This is a genomic window from Deltaproteobacteria bacterium (assembly GCA_035063765.1).
Classification (GTDB): Bacteria; Myxococcota_A; UBA9160; order UBA9160; family PR03; genus CAADGG01.
Genome location: JAPSFT010000016.1, coordinates 1 through 15,688 on the forward strand (window position 1 = coordinate 1; position 15,688 = coordinate 15,688).

Below are 15,688 nucleotides of genomic sequence, written 5' to 3' on the forward strand. Positions count from 1 at the left end.
AGCGGGGACAGACCCGGCGATTCGGCGATTCTCTACGAGAATCGCCGAATCGCCGGGTCTGTCCCCTTTCGCCGAATCGCCGGGTCTGTCCCCTCCGTCAGACCGCGGTCCAGCCGCCGTCGACGAGGAGGGTGTGGCCGGTGACGTAGCTCGAGGCGTCGGAGGCGAGGAAGAGGAGCGGGCCGACGAGCTCCTCGAGGCGGCCCGGGCGGCCCATCGGGGTGCGCGAGCGCACCCACTTGAGGGCGCGCTCGTCGCCGAACATGCGCTCCGTCATCTCGGTGGGGAACCAGGCCGGTGCGAGGGCGTTCACGCGCACGCCGCGCCGCGCCCACTGCGCCGCCAGCTCGCGCGTCAGGTTCACCACCCCGCCCTTCGACGCCGCGTAGCTCCCTTGCGGGATCTGCCCGACGCCGACGACGCCGAGGATCGACGCCACGTTCACGATCGAGCCGCGGCCCGCCGCGAGCATCTCGCGCCCGAAGCGCTGCGCGCAGCGGAAGCTGCCGACGAGGTTCACCTCGAGCGTCGCCCGGAAGGCCTCGACGGGCTCCTGCTCGGCCGGCAGCGGGTCGCCCAGCCCCGCGTTGTTGACGAGCACCTGGACCGGCCCGAGCCGCGCCGCCACCTCGCTGGCCAGGCGCTCGACCGACTCGTCGCAGGCGACGTCGCAGGCGAAGGCGTGCGCCTCCGCGCCGGCGGCGCGCAGCCGCGCGGCGAGCTCCTCGAGGCGGTCCGTCCGCCGGGCCGCCAGCGCGACGCGCGCCCCCGCGGCGGCCAGCCCCTCGGCGAGCGCGACACCGATCCCCGACGAGGCGCCCGTCACGACCGCGACGCGCCCGTCGAGGCGGAACGCCCGGGTCGGATCCGCTCCCACACCCGTCACGGGTCGAGCGGCGCCAGCCGCCGGTAGGCGGCGTCGTGGTAGACCAGCGGCTCGCGTTCGGGATCGAACTCCGCCGCCTCCACCTGGCCGACGTAGATCACGTGGTCGCCGGCGTCGTGGGCGGCGACGGTGCGGCAGTCGAGGACCGCCACGGTGCCGGGCAGCCACGGTGCGCCGCTCGGCCCGGTGCGGCAGGCGAGACCCTCGAAGCGCAGCTCCTCGTTGCCGGAGAGCGCAAACTGGGCCGAGAGCGCGAACTGGTCCGCCGCGAGCACGTTGACGGCGAAGACGCCGGCCCGGGCGACCACGGGCAGGGTCAGCGCCTGCTTGTCGGCGCAGAACAGCACGAGCGGGGGCTCGAGCGACACCGCGCTGAAGGAGGACACGGTCATCCCCGCCACGTGCTCGCCGGCCCGCGTGGTCACGACGGTGACCCCGCTCGCCCAGCGGCGCAGCAGCGTCCGGAACTGCTGCGGGTCGACCGGCAAGCCCCTAGGCCGCCTTCTCCATCGCCTCGGTGTAGCGGCCGTAGCGCGCTTCGCTGTTGAGGCGGGCCCGCTTGGCGAAGGCCTTCTGGCCCTCGGCGAGATTCTCCTGTTTCCCGCCCCAGGCCTTCAGCGCCGGCGCCTGCAGCGCTCGGCCGTACGAGAAGGAGAGCTGCCACGGGAAGCCGCCGATCCGGTTCATCTCGTTGAGATGCGCGGTGGCGAGCTCGTCGCTCTGGCCGCCCGAGAGGAATACGATCCCCGGCACGGCGGCCGGCACGACGCGCCGGAAGCAGCGGATCGTGCGCTCCGCCACCTCGCGCACGGAAGCCTGCGGCTTCGCCGCGTAGCCCGACAGCACCATGTTCGGCTTGAGCAGGATCTGCTCGAGCGGGACGCGGTGGCCGTAGAGGGCGTCGAAGACGAAGTGGAGCGTCCGCTCGGTCGCCGCGTCCGAGCGCGCGATCGAATGGTCGCCGTCCATCAGGATCTCGGGCTCCACGATCGGGACCAGGCCTTCCTCGACGCACAGCGCGGCGAAGCGCGCGAGCGCGTCGGCGTTGGCGACGAGGCAGGCGTCGCTCGGCTTGCCCTCGGCGATCTCGATCACCGCGCGCCACTTCGTGAAGCGCGCGCCCAGGCCCCGGTAGTCGACCAGCCGCTGGCGCAGCCCGTCGAGCCCCTCGGTGATCTTCTCGTCGGCGCTGAAGGGCAGCTTCTGGGTGCCCTTGTCGACCTTGATCCCCGGGATGATGCCGCGCTTCTCGAGCAGCTTCGGCAGCGGCGTGCCGTCGGAGGCCTTCTGGCGGATCGTCTCGTCGTAGAGGATCACGCCGCTGATGTGCTGCTCGCAGCCCGGGGTGGTGAAGAGCATCTCCCGGTAGTCGCGCCGGTTCTCCTCCGTCGACTCGACCCGGATCGAGTCGAAGCGCTTCTTGATCGTGCCCGTGCTCTCGTCGGCGGCGAGGATGCCCTTGCCGGGGGCGACCAGGGCCTGGGCGGTGGCTTCGAGCTCGTGACCTTCGGGGTGGCTCATCGGGTCCTCCGGGATGCGTCTCGCGGTAGGTGGCGGAAAGGGGCGAGAAGGTATCGCCCGCCGCCGGCGCCGTCATGGCGCCTCGCCCCGCAGTCGGATGCACGACGGGGGCGAGGCTCACGCCTCACCCCCGTCGGATCCGATCGGCTCCGCACCGCTTCGCCCGCGGCCGGGGCCTCCTGCCTCGGCTAGGGCTCCACCTTGCAGGCGGCGTTCTCGAGGATGTCCGGGTCGGGCTTGCCCGTCGCGTCGTCCATGAAGTCCGGCTGGTCCACCTTGTTGGCGAACTTGCCGTCCTTGTTCTCGGGATCGACGAGCCAGTACGCGATCACGGGCCGGTTGGTCTCGAGGTCGGTGAGCTGGGCCTTGCGGCCGTCCTTCGTGGCCACCGTGCCGGCCTTGTCCAGCACCGTTGCGGCCTGCTTCACCCGGAACTCGATCTCCTTCTTCGAGCTCCGGTCCTTGATCACCATCTTCGGTTCCGCGAGCGAGATCAGGCAGCCCTCGGTCTTCTTGCGCCCGCCTTGCGCCGAAGCGTCGTACGAGGCGAGGCCGACCACCGCCAGGGCCAGGACGGGGGCGAGCCAGCGCCGGGCATGCGAACGCCGAACGATGAGCGACATCCAGCAATCCTCCGTGGAGACGTCCGATTGCCGGCCCATCCCCGGCCGGCGGCCGCGATCCTACACGCTCTCGGACGCCGGTGGAAAGGGGCGATTCGGCGGTGACCCGTCGGGATCGACCCGCGCGAGCACGAGATCCATCACGTTGGTGCCGGTCGGACCCGTCCGGACCACGCCCCCGTCGGCGAGGAAGAAGGAATGGGAGTCGTGACGTGCCAGGGCGGCCTGCGCGTCGTGGCCCGCGGCCCGCGCCCGCGCTGTGGTCGTGCCGTCCACGCAGGCGCCCGCCGCGTCGGTCGGGCCGTCGCTGCCGTCGGTGCCGGCCGCGAGCAGGGTGACACCCTCGCAGCCCGCAAGCTCGAGCGCAGCGGCCAGGGCGAGCTCCTGGCTCCGGCCCCCGCGTCCGGCCGGCTCGCTCGCCGGGAGCGTGACGGTGGTCTCGCCGCCCGCGAGCAGCAGCGTCGGGGCGCGCGGGCGCAGGGAGGCTGCGAGCGCGGCGAGCCGGCGTCCCGCTTCGCGCGCTTCGCCGCGCAGCGCCTCCGGCAGCGGAACCACGGCGAGGCCGCGCTGCCGCGCGGCGGTGGTGGCGGCGGCGAGCGCCGTCGCGTTGCCCGCCAGCAGCGTCGTGCGCACGCGCTCGAAGCCCCCGGCACCGGGCTTCGGCGACTCGGGCCGCTCGCCGCGCACGCCGGCCTCGAGGTGCGCGCGAACGGCGGGCGGCAGCGCGGCCGCGAGCCCGCGTCCCGCGAGCACCGCGAGCGCGTCGGCGAAGCGCGTCGGGTCGGGCGAACACGGGCCCGAGCCGATCACGTCGAGGTGATCGCCCGGCACGTCCGAGATCGCGAGCACCTCGATGCGGCCCGCACGCGTGGCGCACGCGAGGCGGCCACCCGCCACCTCGACCAGGTGCTTGCGCACCGCGTTCACCTCGTCGATCGCCGCGCCCGACCCGAGCAGCACGCGGGTCACGGCGGCGAGGTCGGCGAGCGTGAGGCCGGGCAGCGGGCAGGCCAGCAGCGCCGAGGCGCCGCCCGAGAGCAGCACGACGAGCACGTCCTCGGGCTCGGTCGCCGCGGCCAGTGCGAGGAGCTCGTGCGCCGCGCTCTCGCTGCGCGCGTCGGGAACCGGGTGGCCCGCCTCGCGCACCGTCCAGCGCGCCGGCGGGAGCGCGCCGGCGGCACGCGCCGTCTCCGCGTGCCCGTCGCGGGTGACGAGCCAGCCGCGCGCGATCCGGGCCCCCGCAACCGCCTCGAGGCCCGCCGCCATCGCAGCTGCCGCCTTGCCCGCGGCCGCCACCACGAGTCGCGCGGGCTCCGGCACGCGCCGGCCGGCGATCGCCAGCGCGCCGTCCTGCTCGCACACCGCGTCGCGCACCAGGCGCTCGCCATGGACCGCGCCGAGCGCGGCGCGCAGCAGCGCCTCGAGCTCGGCGCGCGCGGCAGCGCTCACGGGGCGGGCGGAGCGCCGGGGGCGGTATCCGGGGGGTCTGGCGCGGCCGGTGGCCCGGGCCGCTCCCGGCCCGGCTCGGCGGAGCTCCCTGGGACCGGCGTCGCCGGCCCCTCGGGCTCCGGGGCCGCGAAGCCCTCCGGCACCCGCGCGTCGGGCCGGGTGCCCGGTCGCGGGACCAGCCGGATCTCGATCCGCCGGTTCTCTGCGCGCGCCTCGGGCGAATCACCGGGGACCAGCGGGTGGAACTCGCCGAGCGACACCGCAGCGAGTCGCTCCGGCGGCACGCCCGCCGCCGCCAGAGCGCGCACCACGCGGACCGCGCGGGCGGCGGCCAGGTCCCAGTTGGTCGGGTAGCGCGCGGCGAGCGCGCCCCGGATCGCGACGTCGTCGGTGTGGCCCTCCACGCGCACCTGGTAGTCCAGGTCCGCGAGCTGGGCACCGAGCCGGGCCAGCACCTGCTCGCCCTCGGGCGTGAGCTCCGCGGAGCCGGAGGCGAAGAGCGTCGCGGCGGGCAGCCGCGTGCGCAGGCCCTCGCGCAGGCGGTCGATCTGGATGCGCGCCGCGGCCAGGTCGGCCTCGAGGTCGCGTACCAGCCCCTCGTAGGTGGGCTGGAGCTCGTCGTAGCCGCGCGCCTTGGGACCCAGCTCGCGCTGCTGCTGCTCGAGGCGCTGGCGGGCCTCGTCGCGCTCCGCCCGCAGCGTGTCGTTCTCGGTGTAGAGCCGCTCGCGCTCGGCGTCCGCGCTCTCGCGCTCGGCCGCGAGGCGCTGGTTCAGCTCCGACACCGCCTGCTCGTGGGTCGCCGTGCTGACGCAGCCCGCGCCGAGGGCCGCCAGCGCAGCGAGGCCGACGGCAAAGCCCCTCATGCGCCGGCGGGCGCGAGGGTCTCTGCGAGCGCCTCGTCGATGGTGCCCACGTAGACCAGCTCGAGGCCCTCGAGCAGGTGCTTCGCGATCTCCTCGACGTCGCGCCGGTTGCGCTCCGGCAGGACCACGCGGCGGATCCCGGCGCGCTTGGCCGCCAGCACCTTCTCCTTGATGCCGCCCACCGGCAGCACCTTGCCGCGCAGGGTGATCTCACCGGTCATCGCGACGTCGTGGAGCGCGGTGCGGCCGGTCAGCAGCGAGGCGAGCGCCGTTACCATGGCGACACCCGCCGAGGGCCCGTCCTTCGGCACGGCCCCCGCTGGCACGTGGACGTGGATGTCGGAGCTCTCGAAGGTCGCGGGCTCGATGCCGAGATGCCCCGCCTGCGTGCGCAGCCACGAGCGGGCCGCCTCGACGGACTCGCGCATCACGTCGCCGAGCGAGCCGGTCAGCGCGAGCCGGCCCTGCCCCGGCATGCGCGTGGCCTCGATGAACAGGATGTCGCCGCCGGCCGGGGTCCAGGCCAGCCCCACGGCCACGCCCGGCCGGCCCGCCCGCTCCGCCAGCTCCGGCTCGAACTTCACCGGCCCGAGCAGGCCCGCGACGTCGCCGGGCGCAACCCGGATGGCGGCGGTCTCGCCCTCCTCGGCGATCCGCCGCGCCACCTTCCGGCACAGCGACGCGATCTCGCGCTCGAGGTTGCGCACGCCCGCCTCGCGCGTGTAGGAGCGGATCAGCACGCGCAGCGTCTCGTCGGGGATCTCGACCGCGTGTCCCTCGATGCCGTTCGCCTTGCGCTGGCGCGGCAGCAGGTAACGGCGCGCGATCTCGACCTTGTCCTCCTCGGTGTAGCCGGGGAGCTCGATCACCTCCATGCGGTCCGCGAGCGCGGCGGGGACCGGATCCATCCAGTTGGCGGTCGCGATGAAGAGCACCTGCGAGAGGTCGAAGGGGACCTCCAGGTAGTGGTCGCTGAAGGTCGCGTTCTGCTCGGGGTCGAGCACCTCGAGCAGCGCCGAGGACGGGTCGCCGCGGAAGTCCTGTCCGACCTTGTCGATCTCGTCGAGCAGGAACACCGGGTTGCGGGTCTTCGCCTTGCGCAGGCCCTGGACGATGCGGCCGGGAAGCGCGCCCACGTAGGTGCGGCGGTGGCCGCGGATCTCGGCCTCGTCGCGCACGCCGCCGAGCGAGATGCGCACGAACTCGCGGCCGAGCGCACGCGCGATCGAGCGCCCGAGCGAGGTCTTGCCCGTGCCGGGCGGGCCCGCGAAGCAGAGGATCGGGCCCTTCAGGTCGCGCTTGAGCGAGAGCACGGCGATGTACTCGAGGATGCGGTCCTTCACCTTCTCGAGGTCGTAGTGGTCCTCGTCGAGGATGCGCTGCGCCTCGCCGACGTCGAGCCGGTCCTCGGAGAGCTTCGACCAGGGCAGGTCCGCCATCCACTCGAGATAGGTGCGGATCACGCCGTGCTCCGCCGACGCCGCCGGCGTGTTGGTGAGCCGGTCGAGCTCGCGGGTCGCCTGCTTGAAGGCCTCCTCGGGCATCCCCGCGGCCTCGATGCGCTCGCGCAGGCGCTCGAGGTCGGCGCCCTCGTCGGGCGCCTCGCCGAGCTCCTTGCGGATCGCGTCGAGCTGCTGGCGCAGCATGTACTCGCGCTGCGTCTTGCCCATCTCGGTCTGGACCTTCTCGCGGATCTCGGTCTCGATCGTCTGGGCCTGCCGCGAGCGGGCCAGCTCGGTGAGGACGAGCCGCAGGCGCTCGCCCAGGTGGGCGCGCTCGAGCACCGCCTGCTTCTGCGCCACTTCGAGCTCGAGGTTCGAGGCCACCAGGTCGGCGAGCCGGCCCGGATGGTCGATGCTCGACGCCAGCACCTGGAGCTCGTCGGAGAGCCGCGGGCTCTCGGCGACGAGCTGCCCGAACTGCTGGGCCAGGTTTCGCTGGAGCGCCGTCAGCTCCACCGACGTGGGGTCGCCGGCCTCCTCGACGCGCACGACGCGCGCCCGCAGGAACGGATCGCGCGCGACGAACTCCTCGATCCGTGCCCGTGCGACGCCCTGCACCAGGAGCCGGTACGAGTCGTCCGGGAACTTCAGCATCTTCACGATGCGCAGGACGGTCGCCACCCGGTATACGTCGTCGGGCCCCGGGCTGCCCTCCACCGGGCGGCGCACGGCGGGCGCGATCAGCAGGCGCTCGGGCGTCACCAGGACGTGGTCGATCAGGCGCTTCGAACGCGCGGTGTTGACGAGCAGCGGGGAGAGCAGGAACGGGAAGAGCACGGTGTTCTTGAGCGGCAGCACGGGGAGCGTGTCGGGCAGCGACGTGAGGGCGCCCTCCTCGCCGCCCTCGGCGCCGACCCCGACCGGCACGGAGCTGGACGCCGCCACCGGGGCCTCCGGCTCGTCGCCTCCCGCTTCGCCCGTCCGCCAGTTCGCGATCGCGCTCAGGATGGGTTCTCCACGTCGATCCGCCGCCGGCTGGCGGAGCGCTTGGGCAGGGTCACGCGCAGGAAGCCGTCCTCGATCTGTGCCGAGACGCGCTCGCGGTCGAAGGGGATCGCGATCCGCAGCGCTCGCTCGAAGGGTCCGAAGGCGACCTCCATCTGGTGCACGCGCTGGGCGTCGGCGTCGACGCGCGGCTCGCGCCGGCCGCGGATCCGCAGCACGTCGCCGTCCACCGAGACCTGCACCTCCGCGGACGTGACGCCGGCCAGCTCGAGCCGGACCACGATCGCCCGTTCGGTCTCGTAGACGTCGGCGGGCGGCTGCCAGCGGTCGCGACCCAGCCGCTCGGCGACGGGCCGCAGCCACTCGCCGAACAGCCCCTCACCGAACGGATCCCGTTCTCGCCGCGCTGCCACGTCTCTTGCGATGCTCCGCGCCGCCCGCCTAGTTCGGGCGCTCGCCACCCTTCTCTTCGGTGTACTCGGCGTCGATCACGTCGCCGTCTCCCGAGCCGCCGCCGCCGCCGGCCGGAGCGGACGCGGGACCCGCGGCGCCGGCGCCATCGCCCGCGGTCTGGGCACGGTAGAGCAGCTCCGCGACGCCGTGCATCTCCTTCTCGACGCGCTGCCGGGCCGCGTCCATGCGGGCGGCGTCGTTGCTCTCGAGGTCCTTGCGCGCCTCCGCGAGCACACCCTCCGCGCGCACGCGCTCCGCTTCCGGCAGCTTGTCGCGGTTCTCGGCAAGGGTCTTGTCCGCCTGGTAGAGCAGCGAGTCGAGCTGGTTGTGCTTCTCGACCTGCTCGCGGCGCGCGTGATCCTCGCTCGCGTGCGCCTCGGCGTCCTTGACCATGCGGTCGATCTCGTCCTTCTGGAGGCCGCCCGACCCCTCGATGCGGATCGACTGCTCCTTGCCGCTCGCCTTGTCCTTGGCGCCGACCGCGAGGATACCGTTGGCGTCGATGTCGAAGGTGACCTCGATCTGCGGCATGCCGCGCGGCGCCGGCGGGATCCCGTCGAGGATGAAGCGCCCGAGCTCGCGGTTGTAGGCCGCCATCTCGCGCTCGCCCTGGAGCACCCGGATCTCGACCTGCGGCTGGTTGTCGGCGGCCGTCGAGAAGGTCTGGCTGCGCTTGGTCGGGATCGTGGTGTTCTTCTCGATCAGCTTGGTCATGACGCCGCCCAGCGTCTCGATGCCGAGCGAGAGCGGGGTCACGTCGAGGAGCAGCACGTCGCGCACCTCGCCGGCCAGCACGCCGCCCTGGATGGCGGCGCCGACGGCGACCACCTCGTCGGGGTTCACGCCCTTGTGCGGCTCCTTGCCGAAGAACTCCTTCACCTTCTGCTGCACGAGCGGCATGCGGGTCGAGCCGCCCACCAGCACCACCTCGTCGATCTCGGACGCCTTCAGGCCGGCGTCCTGGAGCGCGATGCGGCACGGCTCGAGCGAGCGCTCGACCAGGTCGCCGACCAGCTGCTCGAGCTTCGCCCGGGTCAGCTTCAGGTTCAGGTGCTTCGGGCCGTTCTGGTCCGCGGTGATGAAAGGCAGGTTCACGTCGGTCTGCTGCGCGGTCGAGAGCTCGATCTTCGCCTTCTCGGCCGCCTCGCGCAGGCGCTGCATCGCCATCGGGTCCTTCGAGAGGTCGATGCCCTGGTCCTTCTTGAACTCGCCGCTCAGGTACTCGATCACCCGCTGGTCCAGGTTGTCGCCACCCAGATGGGTGTCGCCATTGGTGGACTTCACCTCGACCACGTTCTCGCCCACCTCGAGGATCGAGATGTCGAAGGTCCCGCCACCGAAGTCGTAGACGGCGATCTTCTCGTCCTTCTGCTTGTCGAGGCCGTAGGCGAGCGCCGCGGCGGTCGGCTCGTTGATGATCCGGCGCACCCGCAGGCCGGCGATCTCGCCGGCGTCCTTCGTGGCCTGGCGCTGGGCGTCGTTGAAGTAGGCCGGCACCGTGATGACGGCGTCCGTCACCGTCTGCCCCAGGTAGGCCTCCGCCGAGGTCTTCAGCTTCTGGAGGATCCGCGCGGAGATCTCCTGGGGCGAGTACGCCTTGCCGTCGATCCGGATCGCGGCGCGGCCGTCGGGACCCTCGGCGACCTCGTAGGGCACGAGGCGGATCTCCTCCGGTACCTCCGCCTTGCGGCGGCCCATGAAGCGCTTGATCGAGTAGATCGTCCGGGTCGGGTTGGTCACCGCCTGGCGCTTGGCGGCGGCGCCAACCAGCCGCTCGTCGTCGCCGAACGCCACCACGGAGGGAGTCGTGCGGCCCCCTTCTTCGTTCGGGATCACGACCGGGCTGCCGGCTTCCATCACGGCGACGACGGAGTTCGTCGTGCCGAGATCGATGCCGATGACCTTGCCGGAGCCGCCGGCGGAAGACCCAGGGGACGCCATTACGCACACCTCCAACGGCCTCGTCGCGAGGGACGGGGGAAAAGCGGCTGCGAACCTTGGGCCGGCGCTCGCCCCTGTCAAACGGGATGCGCGCGGAGGCCATCGCCGATCCGCCCCTCCCCGCTGGGACAAGGGATCCGGGCGGGGGTCCGCGTCGCAGCCGCGGTGGTCTCATCAAGCCCGCGATTTCGCGGGCATTCCGTGAGGAACCACCGCGGGGGAAGCGGGTTATACTGCGCGGGCTTCCGGGGGGTCCGATCGGGCCGATGAGCCGGTTTTCGCCATGAACCGAGTCGTCGTCTGGGCGCTGAACGGGGCGCTCTTCGTCCTGTGCTGCCTCCTCACGGCCAGCCTCGTGAACGGCTGGGTGGGCGAGTGGCTCTCCGCGACCCCGGCCGGTCCGCCGCCCGCGCTGGCGGCACCGGCGGCGGCGCGCCGCGATTGGAGCGACCGCAAGACCATTCTCGACCGCAACCTCTTCCAGGTCTCCACCCTGCTGCCGGACGAGCCCGTCGCGGCCGAGCCGATCGGCGAGGACGAGGAGCTCGCCGCCACCCGGCTCCCCCTGAAGCTGCTCGGCACGGTGGCCTCGAACGACCCGAAGGCTGCGTGGGCGGCGGTCGAGGAGACCACCAAGCGCGAGCGGCTGGTGGTCCGCCCCCAGGATCGGCTGCTCGACAAGGCCACCGTCGTGCGGATCGAGCGCCGGCGGATCGTGCTCGAGAACGAGGGCAGGCGCGAGGAGCTGGCCCTCGACGAGGAGTCGGCCGGGGCCGGACCCCTGGTCCGGGCGCGCGCAGCGGCCCGGGAGGTTCCCGCGGTCGCCGACCTGCGCGACCGGATCCAGCAGACCGGCGACAGCAGCTTCCAGGTGCAGCGCGGCCAGGTCGAGGAAGCCATGCGCAACCCGGCCGAGCTGTTCTCGCAGGCCCGCATCCTGCCCAAGTACGAGAACGGGCAGATGACGGGCGTCCAGCTCAACTCGATCCAGCCCGGAAGCCTCTTCGAGGAGATCGGGATCCGCGACGGCGACGTGATCACGGAGGTGAACGGGATCGTCGTCTCGAGCCCGCAGGACAGCGCCGCCTTGCTGCGCGAGCTGACCGAGTCCAACGTCTTCGAGGTCAGCGTGCAGGGCGCCGACGGGCAGCCGCGCACGCTCAGCTACACGGTGCAGCCGTGACGGCCGCTGGGGGGAGTGCGACCTGATGCCCGGTTTCCACCGACGCGGCCCGGCGGCCGTGCTGCTCGCCGCGCTCCTGGCCGGCGGGGCCGCCGGCGCCCAGCCGAGCGATCCCGGCGCCCCCCTGGACGCGGCGGGCGACCGGACGGAGCTCACGCCCGAGGGCCTCGTCAACCTGGACTTCCAGGACGTCGAGATCGCCACCGTGATCGACACGATCGCGCGTCTCACGGGGCGCAACTTCGTGTACGACGACCGGGTGCGCGGGCGCGTCACCATCATCTCGCCGACGCCGATCCCGGTCGACCAGGCCTACACGGTCTTCGAGTCGGTGCTGCAGGTGAAGGGCTTCACGACCGTGGAGGCACCCGGCGGCGTCGTGAAGGTGATCCCGATCCGCGACGCCAAGGAGACCAGCGTCGACACCCGCGCCGGGCTGCAGGCGCCGGAGACCGACCGCTTCGTCACGCGCCTGATCCCGCTGCGCTACATCGACGCCGAGGCGATCGCCAACACGCTGAAGCCGCTGGTCTCGAAGGAAGCGGCGCTGATCGCCTACCCGGCCACCAATACGATCATCCTCACCGACTCGGCGGCCAACATCAACCGCATCCTGGAGATCCTCCAGGCGATCGACGTCGAGACCTACAAGGAGGAGCTGGCGATGATCCGCGTGCAGTACGCGGACGCCCAGGCCCTGGCCGAGCAGCTCTCCGAGGTGTTCGGCGGCGAGGTCTCCGCGGCGAGCAGCGCCCCGGGAGTGCCGGGCCGGATCCAGCCGCGGGTGCGGCGGACGCCGGTCCAGGCGCAGCAGCCCGAGGCCGGCGGCGGCGCGCAACGCGACCACGTCCGCATCATCACCGACGCCCGCACCAACGCGCTGATCATCCTGGCCGCCCGCTCCACCCTCGACGAGATGCGCGCCCTGATCCGCCGGCTCGACGTGCCGGTCGAGGGCCAGGGCCGGATCCAGGTCTACTACCTGAAGCACGCCAACGCCGAGGAGCTGGCGGACACCCTCAACAGCCTGCTCGGCGGCGGCACGACGGGCGGGGGCGCCGCCACCAACGTCGCAGCGGCTGCGGTCGGCATCCAGCCCCAGGCCCTGCGCGCGGTCTCCGAGATCGCGAACCTGGTGAGCAGCGTCACGGCCGACATCGGCACCAACGCGCTGGTGATCCAGGCCAGTCCGGAAGGCTTCGAGGCGCTGCGCAAGGTGATCGAGAAGCTCGACATCGAGCGCCCGCAGGTGCTGGTCGAGGCGCTGATCATGGAGGTCGGCGTCAACGACTCGAAGGACCTGGGGCTGAGCTGGGTCCTGCAGTTCGGAGGCCCCGACACCGCCTACACCATCACCCAGGCCGTCGATGCCATGACCGGCGGGCTGCTCGCGAATCCGGGTCGGAACCCGAAGGGCGACACCAACCCGCCGCCGATCGGGCCGAACAATGCCTTCACCGCTTCGGTCGCGATCGTAGACGGCGACAACTTCATCCAGGCGGTGCTCAACGCCACCGCCAGCGACGGCAACGTCAACATCATCTCGGCGCCCCACATCCTCACCTCCGACAACGAGGAGGCCGAGATCCTGGTCGGCGACAACATCCCGATCATCACCAACCGCGTGCAGTCGGCGCAGGGCATCACGACCGACCAGCCGGACTCGAGCCTTGCCACCTCGGTGAACGTCGAGCGCCAGGACATCGGCGTGACCCTGCGCGTCACGCCCCAGATCACCGAGGGCGAGAGCCTGCGCCTCGAGATCTTCCAGGAGATCACCGACATCAACCCGGCGATCCAGTCGGGGGTCGGCGACGTCAACCAGGTGGGGCCGGCGCTCTCGAACCGCCGGATCGAGAACGTGGTGGTGGCCGCCGATGGCAGCACGGTCGTGATCGGCGGCCTCGTGCGGGACAACTACAGCGACACCCAGAACAAGGTCCCCTGGCTCGGTGACATCCCCGTGCTCGGCTGGCTGTTCAAGAACCAGTCCTCGGATCTCCTCAAGACCAACCTGCTGGTCTTCATCACGCCGCACATCATCCGCAGCCCCGACGACCTCGAGAAGGCGTCGATCGGCAAGCGCGAGGAGTTCCGCAAGCGCTCCGAGCGGGCGCTCGGCCACGAGCTCGAGGAGCGCGAGGAGGTCCCGCTCGACGAGCCGATCGGGATCCTCGGCGAGATGGGGGACACCGAGGCCGGACCGGCCTCCGCGACGATCGGGATCCTCGAGGAGCGCTACCCGCTCGAGCGCATGCGCGAGATCGAGCGCAGCCAGGCCCAGGCACGCGAGGCGGAGAAGGCGGCGGCCGCGGGCCGCGCCCGCGGCGCCCGCTACCTGGTGCTCGCGGGCAGCTACGCCGACCCGAACGACGCCCGCGGCACCCTGATGGAGCTGATCGACGCGGGCTTCGACGGCTCGCTCGTGTCGAGCGGCCCCGCCGGCCGGGTCCGCTACGAGCTGCGCCTCGGACCCTACCAGGAGCTGGATCGGGCCGAACGCGCGGCCACCACGCTGCAGCGGGCCTACGGCCTGGCGGCGCAGATCGTGCTCGAGCGCCCGGAGGCTGCGCCGTGAGCGCGGCACTCGGCCCCGGCCCCGACGCCCTCTCGCTCGAGGCGCTGCTGCGGCGCACGACGGGCATCTCCCCGGAGCAGCTCGCGGCGGCCCGCGCGCGCGCCGAGGAGAGCGACCGCCGGCTGCTCGACGTGCTGCTCGAGGAGCGCATGGTCGATCCCGAGCGCGCGCTCGCCGCGATCGCCGAGGACGTCGGCCTGGCGGTGCGGCCCGCCATCGACGTGGCCGCCTGCGACCCGACGCTCGTCGACCGCGTGCCGATCGGCTTCGCCAAGCAGCACGCCATCCTGCCCCTCGGGCGCGGTCCCGACGGCACCGTGCGGGTGGCCGTCGCCGACCCCTTCGAGGCCGACTCGCTCGACGACCTGCGCCTGCTCTTCGAAGGCGTGGAAGTCGCGGCCGAGCTGGCCCCGCGGCGGGCGATCCTCGACGCCATCAACCAGGTCTACGACCGCGGTCCCGCCTCCGCCGAGGCGCTCGCCCTCGACGCCTCCGAGGACCTCTACGCGATCGCCGACGAGATCAGCCACGAGCCCCAGGACCTGCTCGACTCGGCCGACGACGCGCCGATCATCCGGCTCGTGAACTCGCTGCTCCAGCACGCCGTCAAGGAGCGCGCGAGCGACGTCCACCTCGAGCCCTTCGAGCGCGAGATCCGCGTGCGCTTCCGGATCGACGACATCCTCTACGAGCCGGTGCGCCCCCTGCCCCGCAGCCTGCAGGCCCCGATCGTCTCGCGCATCAAGATCATGGGCGGGCTCAACATCGCCGAGAAGCGCCTGCCCCAGGACGGCCGGATCCGGCTCAAGATCGCCGGCCGCGACTACGACGTGCGCCTCTCGACGCTGCCCGTGGCGCACGGTGAGCGGGTGGTGATGCGGCTCCTGCCGCGCACCAGCGAGATGCTGAACCTCGAGGCGCTCGGCTTCGACGAGGACCACCTGGCGGCGTGGCAGAAGCTGATCACGCGGCCCAACGGGATCATGCTCGTCACGGGGCCCACGGGCAGCGGCAAGACCACGACGCTCTACGGCGCTCTCTCGCGCATCAACACCCTCGACGTGAACATCATCACCGTCGAGGACCCGGTGGAGATCCAGCTGCCGGGGATCGGCCAGATCGAGGTGAACGCCAAGATCGGGCTCAGCTTCGCGAGCGGCCTGCGCTCGATCCTGCGCCAGGACCCCGACGTGGTGCTGGTCGGCGAGATCCGCGACCTCGAGACCGCCGAGATCGCGATCCAGGCCTCGCTCACCGGCCACCTGGTGTTCTCGACGCTCCACACCAACGACGCGCCGAGCGCGATCACCCGGCTCGTCGACATGGGGGTCGAGCGCTTCCTGGTGGCCTCCTCGCTGGTGGCGGTGCTGGCGCAGCGGCTCGTGCGCGTGCTGTGCACGGCCTGCCGCGAGCCCTACGAGCCGACGCCCGAGGAGCTGGCCGAGCTCGGCGTGCGCCCGCCGCCCCGCCCCATCACGGTGTACCGCCCGCAGTCCTGCGAGCGCTGCAACTTCACCGGCTACCGGGGGCGTCTCGGCATCTTCGAGCTGATGCTGATCGACGACCCGATCCGCGAGCTGATCGCGCAGAACGTCGACGCCAAGCGCATCAAGCGCCAGGCGGTCGCCAGCGGCATGCGCACCCTGCGCGTCGACGGCGCCCGCAAGGTCCTGCGCGGCATCACCTCGATCGCCGAAGTCCTCCGCGCCACCGAAGAGGAAACGGTCGTCGCCGAGGTCTAGAC

12 protein-coding genes are annotated in these 15,688 nt (G+C 72.6%); 3 read left to right on the forward strand and 9 right to left on the reverse strand.

Features of this window, described 5'->3' with window-relative positions:
* Positions 1–97: 97 nt before the first annotated feature.
* From OZ948_12965 to dnaK, 9 genes are all read right to left on the reverse strand, one after another.
* Positions 98–886 carry an SDR family oxidoreductase gene (locus OZ948_12965; protein ID MEB2345639.1) on the reverse strand — a complete coding sequence of 263 codons (789 nt, stop codon included), beginning with the start codon at positions 884–886 and terminating at the stop codon, positions 98–100.
* The gene (locus OZ948_12970) at positions 883–1,374 is read right to left on the reverse strand and encodes a flavin reductase family protein (GenBank protein ID MEB2345640.1); all 492 of its coding nucleotides are present in this window, start codon (positions 1,372–1,374) and stop codon (positions 883–885) included. Before OZ948_12970 ends, OZ948_12965 begins: the two co-directional genes overlap by 4 nt.
* A gap of 4 nt (positions 1,375–1,378) precedes the next feature.
* Positions 1,379–2,407, reverse strand: coding sequence for a fructose-bisphosphate aldolase class I (locus OZ948_12975; protein MEB2345641.1), 1,029 nt, complete (start codon positions 2,405–2,407; stop codon positions 1,379–1,381).
* 188 nt (positions 2,408–2,595) lie between these two features.
* A complete protein-coding gene (locus OZ948_12980) occupies positions 2,596–3,030 on the reverse strand; it encodes a hypothetical protein (GenBank protein ID MEB2345642.1) in 435 nt (144 codons plus the stop codon).
* 60 nt (positions 3,031–3,090) lie between these two features.
* Entirely contained in the window at positions 3,091–4,479 is a 1,389-nt protein-coding gene (locus tag OZ948_12985; GenBank protein ID MEB2345643.1) for a DUF4147 domain-containing protein, read from the reverse strand.
* Positions 4,476–5,342, reverse strand: a complete 867-nt coding sequence (locus OZ948_12990; protein MEB2345644.1) for an OmpA family protein — start codon at positions 5,340–5,342, stop codon at positions 4,476–4,478. Before OZ948_12990 ends, OZ948_12985 begins: the two co-directional genes overlap by 4 nt.
* Positions 5,339–7,729, reverse strand: a complete 2,391-nt coding sequence (gene lon / locus OZ948_12995; protein ID MEB2345645.1) for an endopeptidase La — start codon at positions 7,727–7,729, stop codon at positions 5,339–5,341. Before lon ends, OZ948_12990 begins: the two co-directional genes overlap by 4 nt.
* Before the next feature lie 56 nt (positions 7,730–7,785).
* Entirely contained in the window at positions 7,786–8,202 is a 417-nt protein-coding gene (locus OZ948_13000; GenBank protein ID MEB2345646.1) for an Hsp20/alpha crystallin family protein, read from the reverse strand.
* A 28-nt stretch (positions 8,203–8,230) separates the two neighbouring features.
* Positions 8,231–10,183, reverse strand: a complete 1,953-nt coding sequence (gene dnaK, locus OZ948_13005) for a molecular chaperone DnaK (protein MEB2345647.1) — start codon at positions 10,181–10,183, stop codon at positions 8,231–8,233.
* A 283-nt stretch (positions 10,184–10,466) separates the two neighbouring features.
* Between dnaK and OZ948_13010 the strand changes: the two genes are divergently transcribed.
* Genes OZ948_13010 through gspE form a run of 3 tightly spaced genes read left to right on the forward strand, consistent with a single transcriptional unit; the run spans position 10,467 to position 15,686 of the window.
* Positions 10,467–11,366: a PDZ domain-containing protein gene (locus OZ948_13010; GenBank protein ID MEB2345648.1), complete on the forward strand. Its 900-nt coding sequence runs from the start codon at positions 10,467–10,469 to the stop codon at positions 11,364–11,366.
* A gap of 25 nt (positions 11,367–11,391) precedes the next feature.
* Positions 11,392–13,944: a type II secretion system secretin GspD gene (gene gspD, locus OZ948_13015; protein ID MEB2345649.1), complete on the forward strand. Its 2,553-nt coding sequence runs from the start codon at positions 11,392–11,394 to the stop codon at positions 13,942–13,944.
* Positions 13,941–15,686, forward strand: coding sequence for a type II secretion system ATPase GspE (gene gspE / locus OZ948_13020; GenBank protein ID MEB2345650.1), 1,746 nt, complete (start codon positions 13,941–13,943; stop codon positions 15,684–15,686). Before gspD ends, gspE begins: the two co-directional genes overlap by 4 nt.
* The last annotated feature ends 2 nt before the right edge of the window (positions 15,687–15,688 follow it).